The sequence below is a fragment of the Paenibacillus sp. RRE4 genome, assembly GCF_031844205.1.
GTDB lineage: Bacteria > Bacillota > Bacilli > Paenibacillales > Paenibacillaceae > Paenibacillus > Paenibacillus xylanexedens_B.
Window position 1 is genome coordinate 19,336 of the sequence record NZ_JAUZUT010000001.1, and the last position, 20,012, is coordinate 39,347.

Annotated in this window: 22 protein-coding genes; 17 read left to right on the forward strand and 5 right to left on the reverse strand. The window is 46.7% G+C overall.

Features of this window, described 5'->3' with window-relative positions; translation table 11 throughout:
• Positions 1–6: 6 nt before the first annotated feature.
• The gene (locus tag Q9R46_RS00100; protein WP_311278476.1) at positions 7–213 is read right to left on the reverse strand and encodes a hypothetical protein; all 207 of its coding nucleotides are present in this window, start codon (positions 211–213) and stop codon (positions 7–9) included.
• 395 nt (positions 214–608) lie between these two features.
• Here Q9R46_RS00100 and Q9R46_RS00105 point away from each other — a divergent pair, with 395 nt between their 5' ends.
• The 7 genes from Q9R46_RS00105 to Q9R46_RS00135 all read left to right on the forward strand — a co-directional run bounded on the left by Q9R46_RS00105 (position 609) and on the right by Q9R46_RS00135 (position 6,258).
• On the forward strand, positions 609–2,249 hold the full coding sequence (locus Q9R46_RS00105; protein ID WP_397386359.1) for a copper amine oxidase N-terminal domain-containing protein: 1,641 nt from the start codon (positions 609–611) through the stop codon (positions 2,247–2,249).
• Between the two features lie 238 nt (positions 2,250–2,487).
• The gene (locus Q9R46_RS00110; protein ID WP_311278478.1) at positions 2,488–2,940 is read left to right on the forward strand and encodes a disulfide oxidoreductase; all 453 of its coding nucleotides are present in this window, start codon (positions 2,488–2,490) and stop codon (positions 2,938–2,940) included.
• Positions 2,941–2,983: 43 nt separating this feature from the next.
• A complete protein-coding gene (locus Q9R46_RS00115; RefSeq protein ID WP_311280905.1) occupies positions 2,984–3,427 on the forward strand; it encodes a FixH family protein in 444 nt (147 codons plus the stop codon).
• An 86-nt stretch (positions 3,428–3,513) separates the two neighbouring features.
• The gene (locus Q9R46_RS00120; protein WP_311278479.1) at positions 3,514–5,010 is read left to right on the forward strand and encodes an alpha/beta hydrolase family protein; all 1,497 of its coding nucleotides are present in this window, start codon (positions 3,514–3,516) and stop codon (positions 5,008–5,010) included.
• Between the two features lie 33 nt (positions 5,011–5,043).
• A complete protein-coding gene (locus Q9R46_RS00125) occupies positions 5,044–5,436 on the forward strand; it encodes a MerR family transcriptional regulator (RefSeq protein WP_311280906.1) in 393 nt (130 codons plus the stop codon).
• A 232-nt stretch (positions 5,437–5,668) separates the two neighbouring features.
• Positions 5,669–5,998: a hypothetical protein gene (locus Q9R46_RS00130; protein WP_311278480.1), complete on the forward strand. Its 330-nt coding sequence runs from the start codon at positions 5,669–5,671 to the stop codon at positions 5,996–5,998.
• 62 nt (positions 5,999–6,060) lie between these two features.
• Positions 6,061–6,258, forward strand: coding sequence for a hypothetical protein (locus tag Q9R46_RS00135; protein ID WP_311278481.1), 198 nt, complete (start codon positions 6,061–6,063; stop codon positions 6,256–6,258).
• Positions 6,259–6,380: 122 nt separating this feature from the next.
• On the opposite strand, the gene Q9R46_RS00140 is transcribed toward Q9R46_RS00135, so the two are convergent.
• The 4 genes from Q9R46_RS00140 to Q9R46_RS00155 form a co-directional block, all read right to left on the reverse strand.
• Complete coding sequence (locus Q9R46_RS00140; protein WP_311278482.1) at positions 6,381–7,058, reverse strand: M14 family metallopeptidase; 678 nt, start codon at positions 7,056–7,058, stop codon at positions 6,381–6,383.
• Positions 7,059–7,165: 107 nt separating this feature from the next.
• Positions 7,166–8,134, reverse strand: coding sequence for an ABC transporter ATP-binding protein (locus Q9R46_RS00145; RefSeq protein WP_311280907.1), 969 nt, complete (start codon positions 8,132–8,134; stop codon positions 7,166–7,168).
• A 63-nt stretch (positions 8,135–8,197) separates the two neighbouring features.
• The gene (locus tag Q9R46_RS00150; RefSeq protein ID WP_311278483.1) at positions 8,198–8,998 is read right to left on the reverse strand and encodes an ABC transporter permease; all 801 of its coding nucleotides are present in this window, start codon (positions 8,996–8,998) and stop codon (positions 8,198–8,200) included.
• On the reverse strand, positions 8,995–9,771 hold the full coding sequence (locus Q9R46_RS00155) for an ABC transporter permease (RefSeq protein ID WP_145334739.1): 777 nt from the start codon (positions 9,769–9,771) through the stop codon (positions 8,995–8,997). The genes Q9R46_RS00150 and Q9R46_RS00155 overlap by 4 nt, the downstream gene beginning before the upstream one ends.
• Before the next feature lie 307 nt (positions 9,772–10,078).
• Between Q9R46_RS00155 and Q9R46_RS00160 the strand changes: the two genes are divergently transcribed.
• The 10 genes from Q9R46_RS00160 (at position 10,079) to Q9R46_RS00205 (ending at position 19,375) form a co-directional block, all read left to right on the forward strand.
• Positions 10,079–10,921 carry a DegV family protein gene (locus Q9R46_RS00160; protein ID WP_311278484.1) on the forward strand — a complete coding sequence of 281 codons (843 nt, stop codon included), beginning with the start codon at positions 10,079–10,081 and terminating at the stop codon, positions 10,919–10,921.
• A gap of 248 nt (positions 10,922–11,169) precedes the next feature.
• The gene (locus tag Q9R46_RS00165) at positions 11,170–11,886 is read left to right on the forward strand and encodes a response regulator transcription factor (RefSeq protein ID WP_311278485.1); all 717 of its coding nucleotides are present in this window, start codon (positions 11,170–11,172) and stop codon (positions 11,884–11,886) included.
• A gap of 5 nt (positions 11,887–11,891) precedes the next feature.
• Positions 11,892–12,836 (forward strand): sensor histidine kinase, encoded by a 945-nt coding sequence (locus Q9R46_RS00170; RefSeq protein WP_397386360.1) that lies wholly within the window; start codon positions 11,892–11,894, stop codon positions 12,834–12,836.
• A gap of 185 nt (positions 12,837–13,021) precedes the next feature.
• Positions 13,022–13,945 (forward strand): ABC transporter ATP-binding protein, encoded by a 924-nt coding sequence (locus Q9R46_RS00175; protein WP_311278486.1) that lies wholly within the window; start codon positions 13,022–13,024, stop codon positions 13,943–13,945.
• On the forward strand, positions 13,938–14,645 hold the full coding sequence (locus Q9R46_RS00180; RefSeq protein ID WP_311278487.1) for an ABC transporter permease: 708 nt from the start codon (positions 13,938–13,940) through the stop codon (positions 14,643–14,645). The genes Q9R46_RS00175 and Q9R46_RS00180 overlap by 8 nt, the downstream gene beginning before the upstream one ends.
• Before the next feature lie 117 nt (positions 14,646–14,762).
• Entirely contained in the window at positions 14,763–15,575 is an 813-nt protein-coding gene (thiD, locus tag Q9R46_RS00185; RefSeq protein WP_145334753.1) for a bifunctional hydroxymethylpyrimidine kinase/phosphomethylpyrimidine kinase, read from the forward strand.
• 291 nt (positions 15,576–15,866) lie between these two features.
• Positions 15,867–16,547, forward strand: coding sequence for a response regulator transcription factor (locus tag Q9R46_RS00190; RefSeq protein ID WP_311278488.1), 681 nt, complete (start codon positions 15,867–15,869; stop codon positions 16,545–16,547).
• A complete protein-coding gene (locus Q9R46_RS00195; RefSeq protein WP_311278489.1) occupies positions 16,544–18,307 on the forward strand; it encodes a sensor histidine kinase in 1,764 nt (587 codons plus the stop codon). Before Q9R46_RS00190 ends, Q9R46_RS00195 begins: the two co-directional genes overlap by 4 nt.
• 21 nt (positions 18,308–18,328) lie before the next feature.
• Complete coding sequence (pssA, locus tag Q9R46_RS00200; RefSeq protein WP_123065912.1) at positions 18,329–18,874, forward strand: CDP-diacylglycerol--serine O-phosphatidyltransferase; 546 nt, start codon at positions 18,329–18,331, stop codon at positions 18,872–18,874.
• A gap of 15 nt (positions 18,875–18,889) precedes the next feature.
• Positions 18,890–19,375: a DedA family protein gene (locus Q9R46_RS00205; RefSeq protein WP_145334762.1), complete on the forward strand. Its 486-nt coding sequence runs from the start codon at positions 18,890–18,892 to the stop codon at positions 19,373–19,375.
• Positions 19,376–20,012 lie beyond the last annotated feature (637 nt).

Sequence of the window (20,012 nt, forward strand, 5' to 3'; positions counted from 1 at the left end):
ACCCAATCAATTGTACAAATACAGGACAAACCCGCCTATGCCCAATACCACAGCACCGACGTATACATATGTAAGTTTACTCAGATTTTGCCGTGTACGGCGATCATATTCGGGGTTACTGATGCGATTGGCTTTCGAATTCCCGATGATAAGCGTAGCAATTCCGCCGAATAAGGCGATGCCGATAACCAATGCATAAGGTAGCCAAGTCATGAGTCGACCTCCTTCTCCAGTCGATAGAGAGCGTTTGCCTCTATTGTATCTCAGGTTCACTCGCAATGTAAGCTATTATTGAGAAATATAGGAAATTTGTGTGATTTGAATTTGAAGGATGTAGACGCACTTGTGGATGGACGAGTGAATTAAATCTATACGGTATATTGCAGATAAGTTGTGCATTTCTGACTCAGATCACTAGAATTTTAATTTTTTTTTAGATAAAAAAACATAGATGTATCAAGCGTTTGCGGCTTTCTTTATCGAAAGCTGTAATTTTTTTTGCCTGCGGAGTGATCCAGAATGGAAAACCGTGCGTTACACCCTATGAAGACAACGACAAAGAAACAAAGGAACCAAAAACATACTTAAGGAGTGACTCACCAATGAAGATGAAAATGAAAACATTTATTGCACCAGTACTTAGCTTGTCGCTGTTAATGCCAGGAATCGCGGGAGCTGCTGCTGCACCCCAGACTTCCACTTCCATGACCATGATGAAAGCATCTGTGAACACCCCTGCGGCTGACCTGAGAGCGAATCTGGATCATCTGTTGTCTGAGCACTTTGCTCTTGCGGTGACAGCTATGGCGAAAGCTTATGATGGAGCCAAAGATGCAGATGCAGCGTACAAAGCACTCGACCAGAATGCACTGGATATGCAACCGGCGATTGCTTCGCTTTACGGTGAAGCGGGTGCCAAAGAATTCGAACGCATTTTCCGCGCACATAACAAGTATACTGACGATCTGGTGAAAGCAACCAAGATGGGTAACCAGGCTGGCATCAAGCAAGCTCAGGATAACATCAACGGATTTGTGGATGAATTCTCCACATTCCTGAGCACGGCGACAGAAGGCAAATTGCCGAAAGACGCAGCAAAACAAGCATTGAAAGTGCATGAAGATCTCGTGCAAAAAGTATTCGACGAGTACGTAGCTGGAGATTACACCGATGCATACAAGGCATATCGTGAAGGCTTCAAGGAGATGTTTGACGTAAGTAAGGCACTTTCCACCGCGATTACGACACAGATGCCAGAAAAATTTAACAATACCAAAGCAGATACCAAAGCAGCTGACCTGAGATCTGCGCTCAACCACTTGGCTTCGGAACACTTTGCGCTTTCCGCTCTGCAGATGCAAGAGCAATATGATGGACGCACAGCGGCATCGAATGCCCTCGTAACCGCAGAAGCTGGAAATACAGCGGACTTCAAAGCTGCGATTGCTTCCATTTATGGTAATGAAGGAGCGAATGCGTTCGAAAAAATCTGGGTGACTAACCATGTTAACGCTCAGAGTGATTATGTTAAAGCGGTAAAAGATAATGATGCTACCGCCCGTGCAGCTGTGCAAAAACGGATCGACGGATTTACAACAGAGTTTGCTACATTCCTGGATTCCGCAACAGCGGGCAATTTGCCGAAATCCGCAGCACAACAAGCGCTGACAACACATGAAAACCAGGTGCAAAAAGTATTGGATCAATATGCAGCAGGCAACTATGATGCTTCATACACTACGAATCGCGAAGGCTACAAAGTGATGTTCGGGGTAGGTCAAGCACTGGGTAACGCGATTGTGACTCAATTCAACGACAAGTTCCAAGAGGAAGCACCAACAACGCCTGCACCAACACCAGCACCAGATATGACAACCGTTTGGATGAAGCTGAACAGCAAAATGCTGAAAATTAACGACAAAACAACGAACATGGACACCACACCTGTGCTTTGGAAAAATACAACATACATCCCGCTCCGTTTCCTGAGTGAGGGAATCGGTGCAACGGTGAAATGGGATAAAAAAGCACAACAAGTGACCGTTATGGCTGGTGATGATACACTCGTATTCTGGGTGAATAACACGGTCATGGAAGTCAACGGTATGAAGAAAAACGTAGGTTCTACCGTGTTTGTTAACAAAGACGGACGTACACAAGTACCGCTGCGTTTCATTGCTGAATTGCTGCAATGGAATGTGAAATGGGCTCAAAAAGATGGTTCTATTACATTGACTAAAGCAATGTAATGCAGGCGTAATGCAAAATCAACACTGTGATTCTATACTGTCTTAAGTTGATATAACTAATCTCACATTCAAACCGAAAAAGCTGCCCATGTGGCAGCTTTTTTTGTATTCGCCTGAAAGAGCAAATATTTGGTATAATTAATTGCATGATCAATTACATAAGGATTTGAATAACTCAAGCAATACAAAGTAGTGTTCGATTATTCCAAAAGAACAAGATGAAGAGGAGGACAGAGGTATGAGTGCAACATCCAATTCAGAGAAGCCTGCACGGAGTGTAGATACCCGATTGTTTATTGCCTGGGCTGTATCCGTCATTGCAACCTTGGGAAGTCTGTATTTGAGCGAGATCAAGCAGTTTCTGCCATGTGATCTATGCTGGTTCCAGCGCATCTTTATGTATCCGTTAACGATTCTGCTAGGTATTGCGTACTTCAAGGATGACGTGGGGATTGCCAAGTACGTGCTTCCGCTTAGCGTTATCGGGGGCGGCATTTCCTTGTATCACGTAACGATTCAGCGGATCTTCTCGGCTACCGGCAACGCGGTGGCATGTGGTAAGGTGCCATGTTACACCGATTATTTGAACTGGTTTGGTTTTATCACGATTCCATTGCTGGCTCTGATCGCATTTATCATTATTATCGTGATGTTGTGGGGAATCGGTAAAACACCTAAATCTTCTAACTAAATGTTCTTCTTAAATCTTTTATACGCAGAAAGGACCAACGGTGATGAAGGGACAAGCTCGCTGGTTTACGCCTCTGCTCATCCTGATTTTTATTCTGGCTGGCTGCTCGTACACCGAGCAGTCTGCCACAGGTGAGATGCCGGAGATGATTCGTGTGAAGCTCATGATGCCGGATCAGGCGAAGGTGAACGAAGAAGTCGCTCTACAGATCAAACTAACCCAGGGAGAGAAGCCTGTAGACGATGCCGATCATGTACAGTTCCAAATCTGGAACGAACAGAACGAACCTGCGGCACCCTCCATCGAAGAAGGCATGATGAACGCCGATGAGCTTGAGGCACGCGGGGCAGTGAAGGCTAGTTCTGTAGGTGACGGCATATATGAAGTGAAGCATACGTTTCAGGAACCGGGGGTATATGTTGTTCAGGCACATGTAACCTCAGGCGCAATGCACACCATGCCGCGTACGAAGGTGACTGTCGAATAATATTATGATCTTCATTTTAATCCTTGACCTTGAAGTATACTTCAAGGTTTATTGTTGTTGTATTAACAACGTTTGGAGGAAAAATCATGAAGATATTCGAATGGATTTTCGTACTAGTAACGATAGTGGGGGCGCTGGGTTTACCTTTTTATGCGAAAAAGCGAAAGCTTGCGATAGGCATGCTCAGTGCCTTGGTGATTGCTTTTCTGCTACATGCGCTCATGGATTTCGTACGGGTGATGTTACTGCCGTCTTATATTGTCGCGCTCATTCTATTTATCCTGTTAATGATTCAAGTGATTAAATGGATTCGCAGTATTGGAAGCATAGCACCAGAAATACATAAGAAGAAGTCAAAAGGACGTGCCTGGATGCGCGGCCTCTTCATCCTTCTTCTTGCTGCTTTCTCGGGCATTGGATCAGGAATGCTTACGAGGTATTTCCCGGCATTTACAATGCCCGAGCCAACGGGGCGATTTGCCATCGGTACATTTTCACAACAAATCGTAGATGAATCTCGTGAGGAGACTCTTTCACCCGAAGCCGGGGACAAGCGGGAACTGATGATTAATGTGTGGTATCCCGTAGACCCGGAAGTTGCAAAAGGCATTAGACCGGAGTCATACCCTGCGGAATTGGGGGAAGCGATCAGTCTGGTATTTGGCATCCCGTCACAAGTATTCAGTTATCTGGATACGATACAGACCCATGTGGTAAAAGGTGCAGCGATGTCTAATGCAAGTAACTCGTATCCTGTTGTCCTGTTCTCTCCCGGTGTCCGGTCTGCCCGTTTTCAAAGTATGACTGCGGTGGAGGAACTCGTCAGCCATGGCTATATTGTTGTAGGGATGGATCATCCGTATACGTCAGCTAGAGTAACCTTTCCGGATGGACATAAGGTCTCTTATGATGCCGGGCCAGAATTTGCAACATCGGAAGAGTTGTATCAATATAATGTACAGGGAGTGGGCATTCGTGCGGCCGATGCACGTTTTATACTCGACACACTTGAACAGTGGAACGTGAGTGATCCGAATCAGGTGCTGGAGGGCAGACTTGACCTGAACCACACGGGCATTATGGGACATTCGTATGGCGGGGCGACAACAGCCGAAGCACTGGCGCAGGATGAACGTTTGCAAGCAGGACTCAGTTTGGAAGGCGGTTTCTGGGGCACTGTTTCGAAGTCGTCGCTAAAACAGCCGTTTATGTACATCATGTCTGGCAAGACAGCTAAAAGTCTGGGACCCAACCCTACCGAGCATGAAAAATTGTTCTATCCCGAGTTTGAACCCGATCTAAAACATGTTATGAAGAACAGTCTGAATGATACTTATTATCTGACCGTGGATGGTTTTTTCCATCAGAGCTTCACCGATATTGCGTTGATCTCACCGCGTTTGTTTGCCAAAAATATGTCTGCGGAGCATAATATCGATATTACGAGAAGTTATGCACTTGCCTTTTTTGACCGTTACCTGAAAGGTGAAGCCCAACCTCTGCTACAAGGAAGTTCAGCGAAATTTCCCGAGGTATCTTATGATGATGAATATACGCAGATCCGTAACAAACAAGCGCAATGAGCCAGTTGGAAAGGGGAGAGCGTTGTGCAGACCATGACAAGAGGCCAATTGGCTAAAGAGACGGGAGTAAGTATGGCCACGCTTCGATATTATGAGGATAGCGGCATATTGCCTGCTCCGCACCGATCCTCCAACGGATATCGCGTGTACACCGAGGATTATTTGGTCAAAGTGAAGTTTATCAAGGGTGCACAGACGCTTGGTTATTCGCTGAAAGCAATAAAGGAAACGCTAGAGTTGCTAAGCAATAACGATATGGAAAAAGAAACATTGAAGACCCTTGTCCGTGAACGGATCACCGACATTCAACAGCACATCGAACATCTGGAGCAGATGCAAAAACATCTGGCCGGATTGTTGCTTGTACCTGAGGACGAAATCGATAGTTACATCCAGTCCTTCAGAGTAGAGAAGAGAGAGCCGTAATCACGGCTCTTTTTTTTCTATTTTAAGAGTAGACAAGTCGTATGTAACGTGCAGGAAATGTGGGGAGAGAAACGATTATAATGAATACAACGTTTGAATCCTCCATTCGAGGTTGGTTAGCGTCACGTACCTATTCGAATCGGAGAATCAGAGCTTTATTTCGGTTGGCAAGAGGATACGGCGTTGGATCAGAATATTTGCTTATTCCTATATATTAAAGGAGGTATTCAGTATGCTTGATGATCTAGAAGTAGCCATAAAAGAGAGGATACAAGAAAGGTACGATATTCTGGCAGAGCTTTATACCATATGGTTTACAACAAGTGAGTCTGCCGTTGTTTCTAAAAGCGTATTTTACCAAACGGAACACATCGAAAAACATAGGGCGATAACCTATTTATTAGATAGAAAATACATTGTAGCCGATTCGGTAGAAAATGATGTGGAAATGGTGGCAATTACAATAACCCCCGATGGAATTGATTTTTATGAACAGGGGTACTTGAGCGGAAAAGCTAAAGGTTTTCAGGTTGTTTCTGATATAAAAAACATGGAGAAATAAAGCATAGAATCGCTGCTTCAAGATTGATTTCACAAGTCAGTTTACTGATAAGGAGCCTTATGATGAAGTTATTCAAAGCGTTTAAAGAATGGTCTGACCAAAATGATGGCCAGATTGAAATATTTACTTCTGCGGGGAAGATGACAGCTATAAACAGGTTGAAACCTGGAGCAACTAATTTGGAAACATGGCTGGAGCGATTTATTCTCTCTCAGGGAGAGAAATTCTGGTATTGGAAAACAGATCGGTATACCTTTTAAGAAGGTCGGAACTTACTGGAATTCGTGATGCAGAATCAATGATACTAAAATAACCACCTCCATTGCGCCCGTCGATGTCATTCATCGGCTTTGCTGCATTGGAGGTGGTTTTTGTTTTTCGCTCAACTCATGCCTGCTTCACGTAGAAAAGAATGTACAATCTCCGTCTGGTACTTGATCCGTACAGCGCGTTTCAGGCTCCAGCACGTTTCCACGGTGACAGACTTCGCATGTAGCAACCTTGAAGCCGCTGTCCGAGCGGAGCCCGGCAACTCATGCCGCTTCAGATTAAAATGATGCTTGCCCACCGGTATAGAGCGGTTCATGCGCTCAATCACCCTGCGGCAGATCGGCACGCTGGAGCTGCCGGGATTGGTGATCAGCGTTTGTCCAAGCACACGTGGACTGAGCTGTGACAGACCGTTTGCCTCATGCAGATCGAGCCACCAGTCAGGCTGATGCTCGCGTGCAAGCTTGAACACGGCGGCTGCCAGTGGATGCTTTGATTTTCCTGACTTTCGACGAGGAAAGGTGCGGTTCAGGTCAGGTTTGCCTCTGATTTTTTTGGCATAAGCCTGCTGGTTGACTCTCGGCACAATAATCAACGTTCCGCGATGGATCACACGTCGTCCCGCCATATAATCATCGGCAAGCTTCTGCGCAGCGGCCATGCTCGCGGTTTCATTGCCATGAACTCCGGATGTAATCATCATGACGGGTCCGGGATTGGTTCCGCGTACGATGTAATAAGGCGTAGCATAGGGACTGGGTGCAGCAAGAACATGTCTGGTCACAAGCATGACCCTCACCTCCGTTACTACAGTACGTCATGTCCCTCTCTCCTGTAACGGCGTTCGAACAGTCCTGTAACCCGTTTCACTATAAAATAGGCCAACCCCTGGACGAATCAATAGACTTTGTGAATGACATCCTCGAAGTCAGGTTCCTTCATCTCAATATCGTCAATCTCTCCCCACTGCTCCAGCTCTTTCAAAATGTCCATCGTACGCCATTCCTTCCGGTTCACCCGTGCCGTCAGCACCTGATTGTCCATACTTGTAACCTGAATGGCGGAAGGCAACGCATCTGGCAGTTGAATCCGTCCACGGAAGGCCACACGGATCAATGTAGGCAGACCGATCGTATCCCGAAGGGAGGCGATGGTTCCGTCATAGGTCAGTTGTCCGTGGTTAATAACCATGACGCGGCTGCATAGCTGTTCGATATCATCCATGTCGTGTGTAGTGAGCAGAATGGTTTTGCCAAACTCTTCATTTAATGTGCGCAGGAACTGGCGTATATTTCGCTTCGCATTCACGTCCAGTCCGATGGTGGGTTCATCGAGAAAGAGTAACTCTGGATCATGCAACATGGATGCCGCCAGATCGGCCCGCATGCGTTGCCCAAGAGAGAGCTTGCGAACCGGGGTCGCCCAGAATGATTCGAGATCCAGCAGTTCAGCGAACTGGGACAGCCGTTTCTTTTTGACATCCGAACTCACGCCGTACATCTCTGCCAAAATATCATAGGAATCCTTCACGGGTAAGTCCCACCAGAGCTGGCTTCGCTGTCCGAACACAACGCCGAGCTTGCGAACCGTTTTAAGCCGTTCCTCATGTGGATTCATCCCGCCAAGCATCACCTCGCCCGCAGTCGGGTGAAGAATGCCTGTCAGCATTTTGATCGTAGTGGATTTACCAGCCCCATTGGGGCCGATGTAACCAACAAACTCTCCTTGCCTGACATCAAAACTGATATCACGTACCGCTTCTTTGGTTACATACTGGCGTGAAAACAAGGTGCGTACCCCTGAGAAGCGCCCTTCCCGCACGACAGGGGTTTTGAATTGTTTCTGCAGGTTGCGTGCTGTAATCATATCCATGTGTATTTCGCCTCCTCCGTTAATGTGTAAATAAATCGTTCAATGTATATAACTTCTCTAACTACCCGTACTTTGATATTTAGTCATGCCGAACGCCCAGAACCGCAAACTGGCTACCAGACATATCACGGCTACCGCAGCAATGACGGCTAGCACCCAAGCGCCGCCTTCACCGCGAAGCAAGTAGAGGGATGGAATATAGTTTACAAATCCGACGGGAATGACGGTCAACAGCAGGCTGGACATCCAATTGGGATAGAGGGTGAGCGGATATTGAGCCGCGGTGCGGGCTGCATCCTCTGTGATGACTTGCAACTCCTCGATGCGTGTGGTCCAGAAACCAAGAGTCGCTGTAGCGAGTCCGATGGAAAAAAGAATGATGGCTCCGGTCACAATGACGAACAGGGAGAGAGGAATAACCGTCCAGCCGATCTGACCGCTGTGCATCATCCCCGCAAGCGACCAGCATAGAATGAATCCACCTTGAAGTACTTCGCCAATCATGATGCGGAAGTTCTGCGGCATCAGTGCCAGCAGGACAGGCATAGGTCGTGTCAGCAGTTGATCCAGCTCGCCGCCCACCAAATATTTTTCCAGATGATGCACTTCATTGCCGAATGTGCGATATAACGTTTTGGATAAGGTCATGATGGCAAAGAGATAACCAATTTCATGTAATGACCAGCCTTTAATTGCACCGAATTTGTGCAGTACTAACGCGACCATCAGAAATTCGGAGATTTGAATCAGTGCGGCCAGGATGGCTCCCAGCACGAAGTTAAACTTGTACTGCATCCGGCTGCGGATGCTGGTTCGAATGAGTATTTTATATAAGTGGAACCACGAGATAGGTTTCATCCTCCCTGCACCTCCACTTTACGGCGTAACACTTGGGTAAGGGCAAGACAGATTAACGTCATGACTACACACCAAAGCAAGGTTCCCCATAACAAGGAGCCATCTTCAAAACCAAGATAAATTCGGGTAGGGACGTAAAGCAGAAATGGATAAGGCGACAGCCAGGCCAGTTGTTCCAGCCATTTCGGCAGCCATTCCAGCGGGATAAAGAAACCGGCCATCAGGTTCATCAGGGCATGATTGGCCCAGTGCAGCCAGGACGATTCCGTAGTCCACATCGATGTGACTCCGATGATATAGTTCATGCAGATGGACAAGTACGCTGCGCCGGCAAGTGCAAGTGCGGCATAACCTAAAGTCCAGGCCTCTGAAGGCCATTTCAGGGAAAAAACGATAGAGTAGAGAAGATAGATCGGAAGGCTTTTGTACACGAACTGGTAGGCGATCTGCCCCCATTCCCGTGCCATCAGGTGAGTAAACAGATGTACTGGACGCATGAGATCCAGTGCAATCTGCCCTGTCCTGACACTGAGCGGAATACCGAGTCCGTTGGTCAGAAAGCCTGAGATCCAGAGTGATGCTTGCGTGAAGGCAATATAGCTGATCATCCCCTGAACTCCGTATTCTCCGAGCTGGTGGTCGGCCCCGATACCGATCCAGAGACAAGCATACATGTAGCCAAACATGGCGCTTGCCAGGTTATGTACCATGTGTGCCCCGCGATATTGCAGGTTTCGGGCGTAGGCTTTGGAAGCCAACGTGAAATAAAGCATATGACACCTCCGATAAGTGGATTGAACGGCGGACCCGTTCACTTCAGTCAAGGCGAAAAAGAGAGAAGGACAACAGCATACCAATATATTCCTTCACAGGCAAGACATTTTTTTAGCGAATACTGGAACGTGAGGGAGTGTTCATGAATGCGCCACAAGACAGGCAGGGGAGAATTCCTTTATAATGAAGAGGTAAAACAGCAAGCGTTTACAATTGTGTTTATTCAAATTTAAAATAACCGCCGGGCATGTGCCTGACGATGGGTATAATACCAGCACGAACAATCCGGCAAGAGAGAAGGATGTCATGAAGAAAATTGCATGGGTCACCGATAGCACCAGTACACTGGATTCCGCTTTTGCGGAGCAAAATCATATCTACATCGTGCCGCTGCGCATTGTATTTGGCGAGGAATGTTACCGGGAGACCGAGGAAATCTCGTCCGATACATTTTATGAGAAATTGGCAGCTTCATCGCGCGCGAGCAGTTCACAACCGCCGATTGGCGAGTTTATCGAACTGTATGAATCCATTAAGGATCGGTACGATGAGATTATAACGATTCACTGCTCCACGGCACTTAGCGGAACGCTCCACACCTCGATGCAGGCAGCGGAGATGGCAGGCGTGACGGTTACCGCAATTGATTCTAGGGCAGGAGCCTATCCTCTTCGGGAGATGATTCTGCAGGGTCTGGAATGGCAGAAACAGGGATGTTCGGCTGCTGAAATTAAAACACGTATCGAACAGATGATTGATAACATGTCTTTCTATCTGATTCCTGCAAGTCTTCAAAATCTTCATCGCAGCGGTCGTGTGACAGGGACACAATTAATCATCAGCCAATTGCTAAAGATCCACTTGTTGCTTCGATTCGAAGAGGGGAAAGTGGTGGTGAATGAGAAGATTCGCACGTTCAAACGTACCAAAGAGCGCATGCTTGAGATGCTGAAAAAAGATATGGAAAAGGTAAAACATGTATGCATTATGCATGCAAACAATCAAGACGAAGCTCATAGTATCAAACAGCAGATTGCGGAGCTGCTTCCGCGTTTGAAAACAGAAATCATGCCATTTATTCCAGTAGTCAGCATTCATGCCGGGGCCGGGACAATCGGATTGTGCTGGATTCGTGGGGAACATGCATAGCAATTGAATGAACGTTGATCAATACTGGTTATATCAATGAAGTGAGAGAAAACCTCACCATAATTAACAACATAAATTACGTCATTAATTACGTCATATAAGCCTGATGAAGCACACTTGAATCTGAAGTGCCTGCTTGGTCAGGTTTTTTTGAACGATCATTGCCAATTTCATCAAACTGTGAGGTAATAAAGAAAACGGTCTTATAGAATAGCTTCATAGAAAATGTTTTTACCGGAGGGGAGTTTATGTCAAGTCATCGCTTGTTGCTTGTGGAAGACGATCGTTCGATTAGCGAGATGGTCGGTCCCTATTTGGAAAAAGAGGGCTTTGACCTTACATATGCCTATGACGGTCTGGAGGCAGAACGGCTGTTCAACGAGGCGAAGCCTGGTTTTGACCTGATTATTCTTGATCTGATGCTGCCGCATCGCAGCGGGATGGACGTCCTGCAAACCATTCGCGCGAGAAGTCTGGTCCCCGTGCTAATTCTATCTGCCAAAGATGGGGACGTAGATAAAGCACTGGGCCTTGGCTTCGGGGCTGATGATTACCTGAGCAAACCGTTCTCGCTGATTGAGCTGACAGCTCGCATCAAAGCGGCCATCCGCCGTGCCAATTACACCGCCCAGCCTGCGGAAGAAGAGACACATGACCACAGAATAATCCTTGGCGGACTTGTGGTAGATATGGAAACGTATGAGGTAGAGCGTGAAGGAGAGCCCATCAAGTTAACGTCCAAGGAATTCGGCATTTTAAAATTATTGGTCACCCATCCTGGTAAAGTGTTCACCAAGGCTCAGATTTACGCATCCGTCTGGAATGATCACTATTATGGCGATGAAAATATTATCAACGTACATATGCGCCGCTTGCGAGAAAAGCTGGAAGTTGATCCTTCTTCTCCACGTTACATTAAAACGTTATGGGGCATTGGGTATAAGCTGGAGGCGGAACCGCTATGAACATTATGCTGTGGTCGCTTGCTGTATCTACGATTCTGCTTTTGAGTGCTGTTATTGCGCTTGCATCGAAGCTTCGTAAACGAAGTACGCATCTAACGTATATTCACAATAAAGTGTCTGGTATTCTCGAGCAAGGTTCGTTTGAACGACTGCTTGTATTTGATAGTGATGCACAGGTAAGCCGGCTGTTAAACGACATGAACCGGTTGCTTGAACACGCCCATCTGGCCAAAGCAGATTATGCCAACCAGGAGAAAGAAATGCGTCATATGCTCTCCAACATTTCACATGATTTGAAGACCCCGCTTACGGTTGTACTCGGGTACAGTGAAACGCTGCTGCACAGTTCTTCTCTGACCGATGAGGAGCGGAGGGGAATGACGGAGAAAATACAGGATAAAGCACAGGAAGTGCTGCGTTTGATGCATTCCTTTTTTGATCTCGCCAAGCTTGAATCGGGAGACCGTCAGCTGGAACTTAGCCGGGTGAATATTAGTGAGTTGTGCAGGGTGAAAATGTTATCGTTTTACGAATTGCTTACGAAGCTGGGGTTGCAAGTGGAGCTGAGCATTCCGGAGCAGGATGTGTTCGTTCGCGCAAACGAAGAGGCACTGGATCGCGTGCTGGACAACCTGATCACCAATGCGATGAAATATGGCGCCGACGGCAAGGAACTCGGAATAGCTATACTGAACAGAGAAGGAGAGCCCGTTACTGTGCAGGTATGGGACCGTGGCAAAGGTATCCCGGAACAGGAGCACAGTCGTGTCTTTGAACGAATGTACACGCTGGAGGATTCCCGTAATCGGATGTATCAGGGTAGCGGTCTCGGTTTAACTATCACGAAGCGGCTCGTTGAACGCATGGGTGGACGTATCGAAGTGCATAGCGTGCCACATCAGCGTACGGTTTTTTCTTTTACATTGGAAGAAATGGTTGTAGAGCCGTAAAGACTTAACTATTCCAAGTTGCTGGTTATTCGTATACAGGTCAATTTTCCATTGAAGTGTCTGAATAAATCAGCACGCGTTCCAACTTAAGATTTTTGTAAGATTTGATTAATAAAAAAGCAGACTTTTTTCTTTACAATACAGATATAAGCACCCGAGCAGGGGACGTAAAGGAGAATGACCAGATGAGTTATATAGCACGGACCATAAATCTTACCAAGGTGTACGAAGGAACAGAGGTCGTATCTGGCGTTAACATGAATATTAAGCAAGGTGAAATCTATGGATTTTTAGGGCCAAACGGAGCAGGGAAAACAACGTTAATGAAAATGTTAACCAACCTTGTTAAACCTACTGCGGGTGAGATCGAACTCTTTGGCGAAAAGCTAAACCCGGACTCTTACGAATTATTGAAACGAATGGGCAGTATTATCGAGTACCCCTTTTTCTATGACAAGCTGTCTGCATGGGAAAATCTGGATCTGCACTGTGAGTATATGGGGTTCACGAGCAAACAGGTGATTGGAAAATATATGGAAATGGTCGGTTTGAAGGATGCGGGCAAAAAACCTGTGAAGGACTTCTCTCTCGGTATGAAGCAACGTCTTGGGTTGGCTCGTGCGCTGATTACGACACCCGAGTTGTTAATTCTGGATGAACCGATCAATGGACTTGACCCGGTGGGGATCAAAGAGATGCGTGATCTCTTTAAACGATTGAGCACAGAATATCGCATTACGATGTTGATCTCCAGTCACATTCTGGGTGAAGTGGAGCAGGTTGCGGACACGATTGGTATCATTCGTGAAGGAAGGCTTGTCGAAGAAGTATCCATGGAGAGTATTCGTGGCAGTCATACCGATTATATTGAAGTACAGGCTGCGGATCCTAGGAGGGCTGCATACGTCGTAGAACATTTGTTGCATCTGAGCAATTATAAGCTGTTTGATGAGAAGACGCTTCGTGTCTATGACCCAGATATAACGGCTTCCGATCTTAACAGCAAGCTGGTTCAGCACGGGGTTGAGGTGGAGTCGATCTCTAAACGTTCGCACTCCCTGGAAGAGCACTTCATGGGTCTGATGAAAGGAGCTGATGACGTTGCTTAAACTCATTCGTCTGGAATGGCGCAAGCATCGCTTTGCCCGGAATTTCGTGGGCGCGGGTATCGCCATTGTCAGCATTCTTTTATTTATGATCCTGATTGGTGTCACAGATTTTGGGGCTGAAGATTATGCCTTGGCCGATTACCACGGGGCCTTTACGCTGATTGATACATTTTCCAGGGCCGTGTTTATTATATTTGCCGGTTCCTTGATATCCAAACTGATTATTAGCGAGTATAGGGACAAAACAATGAATGTAATGTTTACCTATCCGATCAAACGGCATAAAATCATTGGTGCAAAGTTAATGTTAGTGTTTGTGTTTACGTTTGCGATGATTATGTTTACGGACATTTTAATGGGTGCGCTCCTGCTAGTCGTAAATCAGTATTACGGTTTTATTACCGAGCCGCTGGGACCAGCAGCTTTGGGACAGACCGTGCTGAAATATACCATCAGTTCCCTATCTGCCGCCGCCATGGCTCTGATTCCTCTATTCTTCGGTATGCGCAAGCATTCGGTGACGGCTACAATGGTTGCTTCCATTTTTCTTGTTCTCATCGTATGCTCGGGTTTCAGCGGTTCCAATGGACCTACCATGTCGGTCAATAACATCATCGTAATTCCGTTGACCTTGGGTGCAATCGGCTTATGGATCGCTACACGTTCCATGACAAGGTTGGAAACCAAAGATCTGAATTAAGATATGATCTCTCTTTTGCTGAAAAGCATGATACGTATGGCCTCACATGCCATTGACATCCGCTCGTACAAGGGATAGGATAGTGTCAACTGAAACACGAAGGAGAATAGAACGACCATGACGATTCCGAAAACATTAACAATCGCTGGCTCGGATACGAGCGGTGGCGCAGGCATTCAAGCGGATTTGAAAACATTCCAGGAGCTAGGCGTATACGGCATGACCGTATTAACAACGGTTGTTTCCATGGAACCTGAGACATGGGATCACCAGGTCTTTCCTGTAGAATTAAATGTAGTCGAGGCGCAGCTTCGCACGGTGCTGGACGGGATTGGTTTTGACGCGATGAAAACGGGCATGCTCGGTTCAGTGGATATCATTGAGCTTGTTGCCAAACATATTCGCCGTAGCGGTCTGCCGCAAATCGTTATCGATCCAGTTATGGTGTGCAAAGGTACGGATGAGGTGCTACAGCCGGAAAACACCGAAGCCATGATCGAATTTTTGCTCCCGGGTGCGGATCTTGTAACACCTAATCTCTTCGAAGCTTCCCAACTGGCAAAGAGTGGCCCGATTCGTTCGAAAGAGCAGATGGAAGCTGCGGCAGCCACTATTCACGCGCATGGTGCCAAACATGTCCTGATTAAAGACCGCGGTGTAATTAACCCGGGTAAAGCCATGGATTTGCTCTATGACGGAACCAATTACGATTGGTTCGAAGCTGATGTTGTCGGTTCCGGTTACACCCATGGTGCAGGATGCACAACATCTGCGGCTATTACTGCCGGGCTCGCTCGTGGACTCTCCGTGAAAGAGGCTGTACGTGAAGGAAAAGCTTTTGTAACCAAAGCGATTGCTGGCGGGTTCCCGTTGAACCGCTTTGTTGGGCCTACTTTGCACGTAGCCCATCGTTTGGAGCACCAACGTTAATTTCTGTTTTGTATAAGTTTGTCCTCAATAGGACAGGTTGCAGCAGAGCTATAATTTTGATAAGCATATCCCGAATTTCATCTCAGGAGCGGTCAACGAACAGCGTAGTATCTGTTGGCTGCTTCTTTTTTTGCGTATTTTGATAAAAAATAGTAACTTTTGGTATATATTAATCGTATATATGATGGAGCTATTCCCGAATATAAATGGATTTATATGGATGAATCAGGACACATGAACGACACATGGAGCAGGTATGTTATCTATAGAAATAAAGAAGGAGAGTCGGTCATGGTCAGAACCGTGCTTCTGGTAGAAGACGAAAGCCGCATTCGTGAGATTGTGGCCGATTATTTTATAAAAGAACAATGGAATGTAATTGAAGCCGAGGATGGCGTGCAGGCGCTGGAACAACTAGCTTTACATGAGGTAGACCTGGTCATTCTGGATGTATTGATGCCTGAAATGGATGGATGGACATTATGCGGGCATATTCGCTCCACTTCCACCGTACCTATTATCATGCTCACCGCTAAGTCTGAGGATGATGATAAGATCCACGGGTTCCAATTAGGTGTAGATGATTATGTTACGAAGCCGTTCAGCCCCCGGGTTCTGGTTGCACGGGCGGACACGTTGATGAAACGAGTGGAAGGTGCGATGGGGCGAGAGCAGGGTTTGATTCGCTTTGGCGATGTAACTCTCGACCCCTGGGCCAGACGTTTGGAGAGAAACGGGATTGAGCTGGAGCTTGCGCCTAAAGAATATGATCTGCTACTCTATCTGGCTCGCAATGCTGGCATTGTCTTATCCCGGGAAGCCATATTAAATCGGGTATGGGGATTCGATTTTGAAGGGGATTCCCGTGTGGTGGATACACATATCAAAAAGCTTCGTAGCAAACTGGGCGATGAAGCGAAGTGCATTCGTACTGTGATTGGTACGGGGTATCGTTTTGAGGCAGAAGCATGAGAAGAAATGGCGTAACGATGAAGTTGTTTCTGGTCATGGCCGGATTTCTGCTCCTATTATACGGAACAACGGTGCTTGCCCAGTTGATCTGGTTTCCCGATTTCTACCAGCATCAGAAGATTACCAGTATGAAAAAGAAACTATCCAAGTTCGAACAGCAGTATTCGGCCAGTCGCTGGAGTGATCTGCAGCTTGCGAAGGAAACAGGCAGGTTCATGAGGCAAAATCAGTCCCATCTCGTCATTTTGACGAACACAGGCAAGTTGGTGGATGATCCCTTTCACATTACGCTACTTCAGGAGGACGGCAAACGTGTGAAGGTGTCCTTGTCACTATTCATCAATAGTGAAAATGCTGGGTGGATTAGGTCTCATCTCAAATTTGGGCAAAAGCTGACTGTAAAAGGGCCCTCCAGCGTTGAGGAGAAGCCGGAACCTATGGTGTACCCATTTAAAATTCAGGATGGAGCTTCTGCAGCATGGGGCACAGAAACTTTTCAGGAATCACTGCTACCCGTTCAGGAATGGACGGGGGTGCTAACGGAAGTTGTATTGCCTGACCTTGCTACGTGGAGTCAGAGGCAGGGGCTTCTCGTGCAGGCTCTCGAAAGTCGATTCCCCTTATCGTCAGACGATCAGCAGATGTTGTCTAACGGGAAGATGATTAATGAAGAGTGGATGGACAGCTGGAGTGGTGTTCGTAACGTCATTACGATTGCTCCCGTGCACCGTTCCGGAGCGGAGCAACAGTTGATTTTCTCACTGACTTCACTACAGGAGATGAGAGAAGCCAACGAGGCAACACGTTTATTTTACGGATACTTTGGTATAGGCGCGTTTGTACTGATTCTTTTGCTCGCACTGTTATTGTCCCGAATTATAACCAAGCCATTGCTCGCTCTAAATCATGTGGCGAAGAAGATGTCTACGCTAGATTTTACGGTGAAGTCTCCGATTCGGCGTAAGGACGAGATCGGTAGTCTTTCCGAAAGTCTCAATGCCTTATCAGGCACCTTAGGTAAAACATTGGAGGAACTCAAGCAAGCCAATGACCAGATGCGTACCGATATGGAGATGAAGCAGCAGATTGAACAGCGTCAGCGCAAATTTTTTGCCGATGCCTCTCATGAACTCAAGACACCGATCAGCATTATTAAGGGATATTCCGAAGGTCTGAAAGACGGTGTCAGTGAAAACAAGCGGGAGCGCTACATTGAGGTTATTGTTGACGAAGCGATCAAGATGGAAACAATGGTTGAGGAAATGCTGGATCTGGTCAGACTTGAATCTGCCGCGATCCAATTAAATACCGGAGCGATTGCTTTGGCTGATATGATTGAAGATATTGCTGGGCGCCTTGGGCCTCAGTTGAAAGATAAAGGACTTGAAGTGGTGCTTGTATCGACTACGGAGCAGACCATTGAAGGAGATCGAAGCAAGCTTGAGCAAGTATTTTACAATATCATGATGAATGCTATACGTCACGCGGTTCCGCAAACCGATATAATGATTGAGATTAACAGACATGAAGGTTGTGTTCACGTTACAATCGAGAATAAAGGTGAACACATCGCGGAAGAGGAAAGGCAATATATATGGGAGAGGTTCTACCGTGTAGAGCGCTCGCGCAATCGTAAAATGGGAGGGACCGGGCTAGGCCTGGCCATTGCGAAACAGATCCTGGATCTGCACGGATGTGGTTACGGTGTGGAGAACACACCGGATGGCGTACGTTTTTATATTACATTTCCTAAAGCCTAGTATGAAAGGAAGTTAAATTTTATGAAGTCTTTACCATCCATTTTAACCTTGGGGAATTTAAGTTCGGGGATGCTTGCGGTCATTATGGCGATTCATGGGGAGTTTGCCTTGGCTGTGACGATGATATGGGTAGCGATGTTCTTTGATTTATTTGATGGTTATGCAGCACGCAAGCTTCATTGCGAAGGGGAATTTGGCAAGGCGCTGGATTCACTCGCGGATGTGGTTTCCTTCGGTACAGCGCCTGTGCTGATTCTTTACCTGAATTCGATGACAGAAGTGGGTATGCTCGGTATGGCATTGACGGCCCTGTTCCCGGTGTGCGGAGCGCTTCGTCTTGCGCGTTACAACTGCCAGAAAACACCGGTTAGCGGTTTTGTCGGCATGCCGATTACCTTTGCAGGTGGACTGATGTCCTTCTTCGCTCTATGGAGCCCTTATTTTAATCATGCTGTAGCATATCTTGTAATTGTGGTATTATCCGGTCTCATGGTTAGTCAAATCCGTTTCCCTTCATTGAAGCAAATACTGCCCTCTCATGAGAAGGATATTGTGGAACCGAAATAAGGAGCGAGTCAAGTTATGGAATTTGCTAAAGAAATTATTAGTCAATATGGGTATTTCGCAATATATGGTTTACTCGCTCTTGGTGTTATTGGGCTACCCATTCCGGATGAGGTGTTGATGACCTTTGTCGGTTATCTCGCCTCGATATCCGTTCTGGATTATTCCGCATCCATCGCTGTTTGCTTTGGCGGTGCGTTTACGGGAGGCATACTGAGTTATACGATTGGCCGAAAAGCCGGCAGGCCCCTGTTTGACAAGTACGGTAAATGGATTGGGGTAAATGCCAAGCGATTTAGCAGGGTAGAAACGTGGTTTCTCAAATATGGGTCCTGGTCCGTTATTGTGGGTTACTTCATCCCAGGCGTGCGGAATCTGATGTGCTGTTTCTCCGGCATGAGCCGCATGAGGATGGGGAGATATGCTGTTATTTCTGGAATCGGTGCATTTGTTTGGTGCGTTGTGTTTATCTCGATTGGTTTCTATGTAGGTGTGTTAACCTAGATGGTAGATGGACAAGCCTGATAGCAGAGGGAGAGACGGGCTACTGAAAGGGCACTTAGCAACAGTGAGTCCCCTGAGGGTGTACGCCGCGGCAACAACAAACGGTTGGGAAGCGATCCAGCAAAACCTATAAATACAACTTAGAATGGAAGACCTCTTCGTGTGTAAGGTGGTCTTTTTTTTTGTTTGCCATTCGAGACAACATACCCAACCCAACCCAACCCAACCCAACCCAACCCAACCCAACCCAACCCAACCCAACCCAACCCAACCCAACCCAACCCAACCCAACCCAACCCAACCCAACCCAACCCAACCCAACCCAACCCAACCCACCATTTATCCGTATATCCCAAATTTTCAAAAATGAAAAACCAAGTCTGAGGAAAGTCCAACGTAATATTCTAACGATCACCAGAAACCTTATTCGTAGCGAATAAGGGCTTTTCAAGCGCTAACGATCACCAGAAGCCTTATTTGGCAGATTTCACTGTGAAAAGTGCAATTATGGAGGTTTTTTAATGAAATAAGGTCCATCGTGATCGTTAGAATTCCAAAAGCGCTGAAATTGGGCAAATAAGGTCATCTGTGATCGTTAGAGTCAGGAAACAACATAAGGGAGGGAGGAAAGCAGGAA